This window comes from Bacteroides sp. D55t1_190419_B8, from assembly GCF_015558905.1.
In the GTDB taxonomy this organism is placed as follows: domain Bacteria; phylum Bacteroidota; class Bacteroidia; order Bacteroidales; family Bacteroidaceae; genus Bacteroides; species Bacteroides vicugnae.
This window is the reverse complement of sequence record NZ_JADMOU010000047.1, coordinates 21,972-30,520: the sequence shown is the minus strand read 5'-3', so window position 1 is coordinate 30,520 and position 8,549 is coordinate 21,972. Positions and strand designations below refer to the sequence as shown.

7 protein-coding genes and 1 pseudogene are annotated in these 8,549 nt (G+C 40.8%); 1 reads left to right on the top strand and 7 read right to left on the bottom strand.

Going from position 1 to position 8,549, the window contains the following annotated elements; genetic code table 11:
- The 4 genes and pseudogenes from I2I13_RS23385 to I2I13_RS23370 form a co-directional block, all read right to left on the bottom strand.
- Positions 1-698 (bottom strand): annotated as a pseudogene (locus I2I13_RS23385) (hypothetical protein); the annotation flags it as partial.
- A gap of 118 nt (positions 699-816) precedes the next feature.
- A complete protein-coding gene (locus I2I13_RS23380) occupies positions 817-1,764 on the bottom strand; it encodes a hypothetical protein (protein WP_195650679.1) in 948 nt (315 codons plus the stop codon).
- 120 nt (positions 1,765-1,884) lie between these two features.
- On the bottom strand, positions 1,885-2,949 hold the full coding sequence (locus I2I13_RS23375; RefSeq protein ID WP_195650678.1) for a toxin-antitoxin system YwqK family antitoxin: 1,065 nt from the start codon (positions 2,947-2,949) through the stop codon (positions 1,885-1,887).
- 371 nt (positions 2,950-3,320) lie between these two features.
- The gene (locus tag I2I13_RS23370; RefSeq protein WP_195650677.1) at positions 3,321-4,061 is read right to left on the bottom strand and encodes a TetR/AcrR family transcriptional regulator; all 741 of its coding nucleotides are present in this window, start codon (positions 4,059-4,061) and stop codon (positions 3,321-3,323) included.
- Positions 4,062-4,373: 312 nt separating this feature from the next.
- Between I2I13_RS23370 and I2I13_RS23365 the strand changes: the two genes are divergently transcribed.
- A complete protein-coding gene (locus I2I13_RS23365; protein ID WP_195650676.1) occupies positions 4,374-5,063 on the top strand; it encodes a Crp/Fnr family transcriptional regulator in 690 nt (229 codons plus the stop codon).
- Between the two features lie 151 nt (positions 5,064-5,214).
- Here I2I13_RS23365 and I2I13_RS23360 read toward each other — a convergent pair whose 3' ends face one another.
- Genes I2I13_RS23360 through I2I13_RS23350 form a run of 3 tightly spaced genes read right to left on the bottom strand, consistent with a single transcriptional unit; the run spans position 5,215 to position 8,548 of the window.
- Positions 5,215-6,495: an alginate export family protein gene (locus I2I13_RS23360; protein ID WP_195650675.1), complete on the bottom strand. Its 1,281-nt coding sequence runs from the start codon at positions 6,493-6,495 to the stop codon at positions 5,215-5,217.
- Positions 6,496-6,524: 29 nt separating this feature from the next.
- A complete protein-coding gene (locus tag I2I13_RS23355) occupies positions 6,525-7,316 on the bottom strand; it encodes a cytochrome c biogenesis protein (protein ID WP_074557958.1) in 792 nt (263 codons plus the stop codon).
- The gene (locus tag I2I13_RS23350; RefSeq protein WP_195650674.1) at positions 7,313-8,548 is read right to left on the bottom strand and encodes a cytochrome c biogenesis protein ResB; all 1,236 of its coding nucleotides are present in this window, start codon (positions 8,546-8,548) and stop codon (positions 7,313-7,315) included. The genes I2I13_RS23355 and I2I13_RS23350 overlap by 4 nt, the downstream gene beginning before the upstream one ends.
- Position 8,549 lies beyond the last annotated feature (1 nt).

Sequence of the window (8,549 nt, the reverse complement as noted above, 5' to 3'; positions counted from 1 at the left end):
ATGACAATTCCACTGTAAGGATGTGCAAAACCTAAGTTTCCGTTAGAATACCCCGGAATTACTTTTGAAAAGGGAATGGTACAACGTGGAAAAAACAAATGGCGGGGAAAAGTCACAGTACCCTTCATTCTGTCTAGTACAAAACGACGGGAAGGAGCAAGTAATCCGTTTAAAAGCAGAAAAAAAGAGGCTACTATTCCTCCACTTATGGGAGGTGAATAAAGATCACTAGATGGATCATTTATTTCTCGATAAATGACGATTATTCCTACGCATGAAAGAATCCCCCCGATGACTATCAAAGTACTCCGGATTAAGGAACTCGGATTGAAGACGAAAAATTTATCATCAGCTCTTTCTACATTTATGCTATCGGCAAGCTCAGCCGTTAATACAGTTGGAAAGGGATATATAATATGCTCCATCATTCTGCTTTTCCCCATCCATATCTTTGTTGCGATTAATACACCTACCAAAATCAGTCCTATTGACATCAAAAATATCATTCCGGATACGAAAAGTATTAATAGCTTACCCCATACATACTCAAAAATCCATAGCTCCTCATAAGGCCAATTGGTAAAGCGCCACATTCCATTACAACAAACCAAAAATACCGGAATTCCGCATAGCAATACAATGATGCCAAATATTATTCTGATTGTAGAGGGACGGTTTCTATCTGTTTCCATTTCCATACCTGTTTCTATTTTTTTCAAAAATCCCACACATCTTTACTGTCCGGAGATATAAATACTTGTTCTAATACAGTCTTTGCTTCGTGATAAAGAAGCCTTCTTGCATCTAAAGGTACATTCATCTCTTCCATATAGGGATTTCTTTCTCAATTTCAGTATGTTCCTGCTCCTTCTTATTTCTGTATTTCTCAAATTCCGGCATATCCGGCAATTCCTCTTCCTCCATGTATAGTTGTATGAAGCGGGCAAAACGTCTGGCTTTATCCATATCACCGTCCATCAAGGAAACTCCACTTAACAGACTGGGTGAATTGGAATTGGAAATTATTATACTTGACACACACACCAGCGAACCAGGCCCCATGTAATAACGAATCGTGAGTTCAGCCTGACTATAAGGTATCGTTTCTTTTTTATGCAGCAGAAGTCGTCCTGGTATAGTTACGGTCCTGGAAACACGATCAAAAACAATCCGCCGCCAAGGCTGTAGAATGGCACTTATTCCTGGTGTCAGGATGAGCAAGTACAACTCAAGAAGCAGTAATGTACTTCCATAATCTTCAGTTGTAAGTTTTGAAGGAGTGGCATCTGCAAAATAGACCAGGGCTAAAAAGATAATAAAAAGGAGCAAAAACAGAAAAATCCTCGCCAATACGTCATCATTATCAATGACAATCTGTTTGTCATCACACCGGCTTAAATATTCAGGCTCTACCAAAGTTTCCGAAGAATCCGGCAAACATTGCGTATTTCCCGTACTTTCGCCATTTTTCAGAGGTATCCGGATAGCCAGATTCCGGGCTTCTTTAGACAGGATGTACATAAACAGGTAAATCCCACCGTTAATGGCTATCAATCCAAGCATGACATTGGTGAAGGTATTACGTATATCTGACAGCGTGACGAATATAAGTAATGGGAAGAAAGATATAAATGTGCCCCACAACATGATATGGGATTTGCATATACGCCACCTTTCCTTTCTCCACTCAGCCTCTCTACGCTTGACATCGGCTATGATTTCACGCCTCGATTGCTTGTTGCTCTTTTTTTTCCGTTGCTTCATTTCATCTGTTTTCTTGTCATATATATACAGCTAAAGCCAACCAATTATTCAATTTGATATTTATCAAAAATGGTAAAATTGCCAAAATATTACCTGCTTGGAATAGGGATATTATAATATTTACTCTTTGTTACCCTCCGAATCATATCTTTCAATGGTATTCCAGCCTCCGCCCTTGCGCTCGGCAACCGATTTGAGCTTGCCGTTAGCGTAATACTCCTTGCGATAGACCTCGCTATCAGCTTCACAACGGCCCTCTTCCCGCAACTTTCCGGTATCAAAGTAACGTTTATATGCTCCTTCACGCTTACCGTTCTTGAAAGTATATTCCGATTTACATTGGCCTGATCCAAAATAAAATTCCTTTGTTACTCCGTTCAATTTGCCATTGAGGTAGTTTGACGACTTTTCAGGAGTGCCGTCAGTGAAATAAGTAATCTCTTCTCCATTCTTTTCATCGTTTCTGTAAGTGGTGGACTTTTCGGGCTTGCCGCCTTTACCATATCTAATCCAGACACCCTCTTTTTTGCCGTCTTTATAGCTACTTTTGCTACGGGGCTTGCCGTCTTTCCACGTTTCGCTCCACTGACCATCGGGCAAGCCGTTCTTATAGAAACTGATGCGAGTCACATCACCTACGTTGCCCGACAAATGTTCAGTCCATTTGCCATCGCGTTTACCGTCTTTATAACATTCGTCGAGCGTCAGAGTGCCGTCGCTGTCGTATCGGCGGTCATAACCATCTTCAATCCCTAACTTATATACTTTTTCTGTTTCAACTTTGCCGTTCGAGTGATATGTCCTGCTCACGCCATCCACTTTGCCGTCTATAAACGTTCGCTCACTTTGCACGGTCTGTCCGTCACCATAATAGCGCTTGTATAATCCATCCCTGTTTCCCTCTTTGTAACGGCACTCTTCAAGTAGTTTGTTCTCTTTGAAATGTCGGTAATTACCATGATACATGCCATCCTTAAAGTCAGCGAGAATGTACTCCGAGTGGTAGCCGTCAATCAGGCGGTGAGAGCCGTTGAGCGGGGTCTTTTCTTCATTATTCAAGCGAAAGAGCATCCGACCATCCCCATAGTTGATAACAGTGATTTCTTCTATTTGGTAAACTTTTTCCTGTGCCGTACTCGTGAGTACCATTACTCCGAAAAGGAGCAGTAACATAATTTTTTTCATATTTTTTTATTGTATTACTTGAGTTTCATTTAATTAGTGTATAGTCCTTTTGCCCGTCCAGGCAACCTGCAATTCTTGGTTGCTATGACGGGCTAATACTCAACCGACAAAAGTAATACAAATAAATTATAAGAAAAGTATTTTGCTTATAAATATAATATACATTTTAATTATTATAGGATTTGAGCTAAATTAATATGCCTGTGATTCGGATGAGCACATAACTAAACTGCCCTCAATCTATTGATTTATAGCTGAATATTATTTCATCCGAATCCTTTTAAAAATGGAAACATGATTATCCCAATCGCATTGTACGAAAAAGAAATATAGCCATATTTGATATGGCTATATAAAAAGTTGTACCGTGGTTACTTTGAGAGCAACATTTTCAAGTCATTCTTGCTGATGCCCATGTATTTGCATACCTTTAACTCGCTTATGCCGTCAGCCAGCATTTGCCGGACTGCGTTTCTGTCTCTTTCATACGCTTCCAATCTATTGAAAATGGTATCAGTCAAAAAGTCTATTCCCTCTGAAAAGGCTTTTTCTCCTTCCGGGGTATTAAAGTCTATCGTGCAGATTTGGGCACACTCCTTATGAAGTATCAAATAGTAAATTCCTCCGACTAGGATTGCAGCGATACTTTTAATATTTACTTTTGCAGGTTTAAACAGCGTTTCGTAATATGTAATCAAATTAAGGTTCATGACGTCTCGCGTTTCCGCCGTTCTTTTTGTGGTATCATTGACAACTGACATTTCGTAAAGCAACAGCTTTTGCATAACGGGATTATCTGACAAGTTCTTGAAGAGTATCTTGAGTGTTTCAGCGAAGAACTTTTTAGGTCCCAATACATTCAAGTTGGAAATATCGATGGCATTGTTTATCCAGAAGTCATATTGCTTGGCAAGTTTGTCACAGAGATTATCCATCGAACCGTATCTTCTATAGAATACGTTGGCTTCCACCCCTGCGGCTTTCGTCAAGGTGCTTAGATTGACATTGCCGAAACCCTGTTCCGCCACGAGTTTTTCGAGTTCGGACATTACATCCCTGTCTAATTGTTCATTAGTCCGTCTGTTTCGAGTTTTTTTCTCTTCCTGCTTCATTCTTATATTGTATTTATACTGGCTATATCTGCTTTTCTATAGATGGTTTTATTGCAAATATAGGTGTTTTACACTTTACAAGCAATATATTGGTGATAAAGATAACGCCAATGGTGGCTTGATATTTAGATAAGAAAATAACGGGATAGTAATGTAACTTTGTCCTCACTTGGCTTTCTGTTGGTTTCGGATGGCGTTCTGTTCTTTTCTTTCTCTCGCCTAAATCGCTATTTGTCAGCCTTATTACTACGCTTTGCGCTAAGTCTCAATTTTAATTCATATCTTTGTTCAGGATACGAACAATATAATACAATGAAGAAAATACTACTGACTGACTCTCATAAAGATAAGCTGTTTCAAATCCCTCTTTTTCGGGATTTACCTCTGAATATCAAACTTTCTTTGCTTGAAAAGCTGGAATTTGTAGTCTATGCAGCAGAAAAAAAAGAGATCGTTGTAACACAAGGTACTCCATGCAATAAACTATATGTATTATTGGAAGGTAAACTACGCACAGACATTATAGACGGACTTGGAAACGAAGTGATGATTGAATATATTATTGCTCCGCGCACCTTTGCCACTCCGCACCTCTTCACTTCAAACAATACATTGCCCGCCACTTTTACCGCTCTCGAAAACAGTGTGGTGTTGATGGCAACCAAGGAATCGACTTTTAAGGTTATCAGTCAGGATCCACAGGTTCTTCATAATTTTCTTTGCATTGCCGGTAATTGTAATATCTGCACAGTGTCCCGCCTGAAACCTCTTTCACGCAAAACCGTGCGGGAAAGATTTATTGTTTATCTATATGAACATAAGAAAAAAGATTCATTGGTGGTAGATATCATGCATACTCAATCCCAACTTGCCGAATACTTAAATGTATCACGTCCCGCCCTATCTAAAGAAATCAATAAGATGATTAAAGAAGGGCTTGTCACTATGGAAGGAAAACGAATAGTGATTTTAGATCAAATAACTTTAGAGAAATATCTGTAATAATCTATTCCATAACAATAAAGATAATTATCAGGGAAGTCTCTAAAACAAAAAATCATCCTTACTGCAATATGTATAGTAAGGATGATTTTATAAACTCAAAACTTTTCAAAAATTCTCTCTCTATTTAATTCTTATTATTTCCTTGGATTTACCATTTTACAAACAATATTTTCGGATTGATATTCAATGATACCCAACCCCAGTCCTGCCAGCTTTTATGATTACCTGTTTTCACAATATCCATTGTCTTCGTGCCACGCATAAAAGAATATCCGGCAGAGAGTTTCACATCTTTCATGATTGACCAGTTTATCTGATAATCAACTTCCGAACCTAATGATTTCTTTAAGTCCTGAACTTTAACTGCTGTACTAAAGTAATGGTAATTGAGTTCCATATCCACCTTGTCAGATAGACGGAAACGACCTCCGATACGAGCATCCATCAATCCCGGTGCATAACCGTTCGCAAATGTAGAAGCATAAAAATAATCCATTGCTCCATAGAATTTATGATGGGTTCCATAAAGAGGATCAAAAGCCTTATACTTACCGCCATTTCCTTTATCACCGCTTAAATAATCAAAACTAGCCACGGCTCCCCATGTCTGATTAAAGGTATAGGCGGCTTGTATGCTTCCCATCAAAGCTGAAACTTTCTCCGCAGCTTTATTCTTACCCATCTGATAGTAGAAAGCACCATCCAGATTCCAGTTACTATTCTTATAAGTGAGGTAAGTACCCATTGTTTGTAAATAGCGGGTATGAGAATCATCCGTGGCTTTATCACCCGTTTCCAATCCCAGATTCATAAACAATAAAGAAGCTCCGAACGGAACATTATCCGCTTTATAATGATACCAGACGGTTTGCATATTCTTATAAGGCTGTCCGGTAGAAGAATCATAGTAAGTACCTCCACTTGTTCTATTGTCATTATTCTGGTTAAAAGCAAGAATCAGATGCACTTCATTATTTTTGTTAGCATATCCCAGCTTCAATGCATCGTGGTAACGACCCGCTACATTCCAATCCAGTCCTCCCAAAATACGTTCATCATCATAAATCAATGACTGACGTCCCAGTTGAGCAAAGAACCCTTCACCAAAGTTCAGTTTCGCCCAAGCCTCATTCAACATAAAACGCCCATTCTTCTCAATCTGCGGGTCTTGTCCCCAAACACCGACATGCTGTGCCGACATCTTTAGTTCCAGATCCGAACGTTTATAATCCATCGAGAGGCGTGCACGGTTATTGATGAAAGATGTAGGGGCTACCCCTTCATCCCGTGGAGTCAATGCACCATTCCGATACTCCGCACGAGGTCTGATTTGCATAGACATCGTAAATTCATTCTCTTTCTCCGTGTTTTGTGTATATGCCATGCTTGGCAACAGCATAAGCAAGAATGACCAATAAAATGTTTTCATTGATATTGAAGTTTTAGTGATTCGATATTTCAATTTAAATTATAAGTATGCACACTGACTCCCTGTGCGGCCGGAAGGTAATTGATTCCATACCAGCACATTTGCAACAGGACAAATGATACTAACAGAATAATCAACGCAGGACGTGCCTTCAATGGCTTGCCTAATCTGAAATGGATATACACCAGATAAGCGAACCAGGTAGCTGCCGCCCAAGTTTCTTTCGGGTCCCAAGCCCAGTAATGCCCCCAGGCTTCTTTTGCCCAGATAGCTCCGGTAAGCATACCTAATGTCATAAATGCCAGACCTACATAGGTGAGGTTGTCACACAAATCCATTTCTTTCCGTTCAATCTCCTTCTTTTTGAACCAAAGCAGATAGACGGCCATCACCGTCGCCGCTCCCAACATAGCATAAGCAAACATATACACAATGACATGAGGGGCAAACCACGGGCTTTGCAAAGCAGGCATCAACGTCTTATTGTGAATCTCCGGTTTGAAGATATTGATACAGATAAAGACCAATGAAAGGATGCAACTGAAACTTAAAATCCATTTATACTTCCAGCGTGCATAGGTTATCAATCCCGCCAACGGAAGGAAGAAAGAATACCACAGCCGTGTCTCTCCCATTGTCCGCATCGGAGGACGTTCTAATGAAATCCACATTCCGATAATGAAGCTGAAGAAAATAGCCAGACCTAAGAAAGTAAATCCATAAGCCCATCCCGGTTTTGTACCTTTCCAGGCAGCAAAAGCTCCCAAAGCCCAACAAACCAGTGCGGCTATTGCAAATAGTATAAAGTATTCCCAACTCATGCTTTGTCCTCCTCTTTCCTCTTTTGTGCGCTGACAAACAGACAGATGGCTCCTGCCATCATCATTATAATTCCTGTGTAAACAACCGGCAACCACGGATCGCGAACCAACTCGAAAACACTGACATCGCTCCATCGTCCCTTTGTTTCATCGTAACTAAGTTGATAAATTTTCCAACCTTCTATCTCCATCGGACGGTTTACTTCAATGGTTCCTTCCGTGGTCGTTCCTTCTTGTGTGTAAATCTTCACTTCCGATGCAAATCGCTGCGGTTCCCGTTCCGGCATTACAATACTGGTTAAAGAATCCAGCCGGATTGCCTTATAGGGAAAAAGAAAACTACCACAGCTTACCCATCCCTCTTTGGTTGTTTGATTCTTCTGATTGACTGCTTTCAGATAGACAGCATAAGTCGCTCCCATCGAATAGAATTTTGTAAACTTCAAGGTATCTTCGGTAGCCACAGAAGCAGCCATCGGAATAGATTGCTCGATAGTTAGCTGCCAATCCTGCAAGCTGCCATTTGTCACTCCCTCTTCCAACAATACATGTACAGGAGATTTGTCGGGAAGCGTACGGCCGGTTTCATTATCAATCAACATCAGTTTCGGAGGATATTCGTCGATTGTGAAATCCTTCAGTTCGATAGCCAGCGGAAGCTCAATCAGTTGACCTTTATCATCCGTAGCCCGCCATTCGGCACTTCCCATCCGGGTTGTCATTTTCAACCTTTGCATATCGGCATTTCCCAAAGTGGCTGTTATCAGTGCAATAAACAATCCGATATGATTCAGAAGGAAAGAAATCCTGCTGATCTTCAAAGAAAAACCGGTGCGAAGGATTGTCAGCCCCAAGGCGGTGACCATCCAAAAGTAGAGCAGGACAAAAGGCCAGGAAGAAATCATCTGCGAAAACCCCAGCAGATCAGCCGGAGCATGACCGGAAGGAGCCTGCCGGATCAGTCCCATCACTACCGTCATGCCGACCACCCACAATAGAGACGAGACAGCAGCGGAATAATGACTCAACCATCCGAATAAATAGACACGTTTGCGAAGAAGGTGCATGGCTACCAAAGCAATGATATAAACCACTAACACAATCACATTGACCGGACAGGCAAACAGGTCCCAATGTATGGCTCCCACTGTCATTTGCAGCAATAGCCCTATCACCAGTAATCCTGCGCCAATCACCAGCCCTTCTTTATAACTCCATGGTTTGCTCCACATA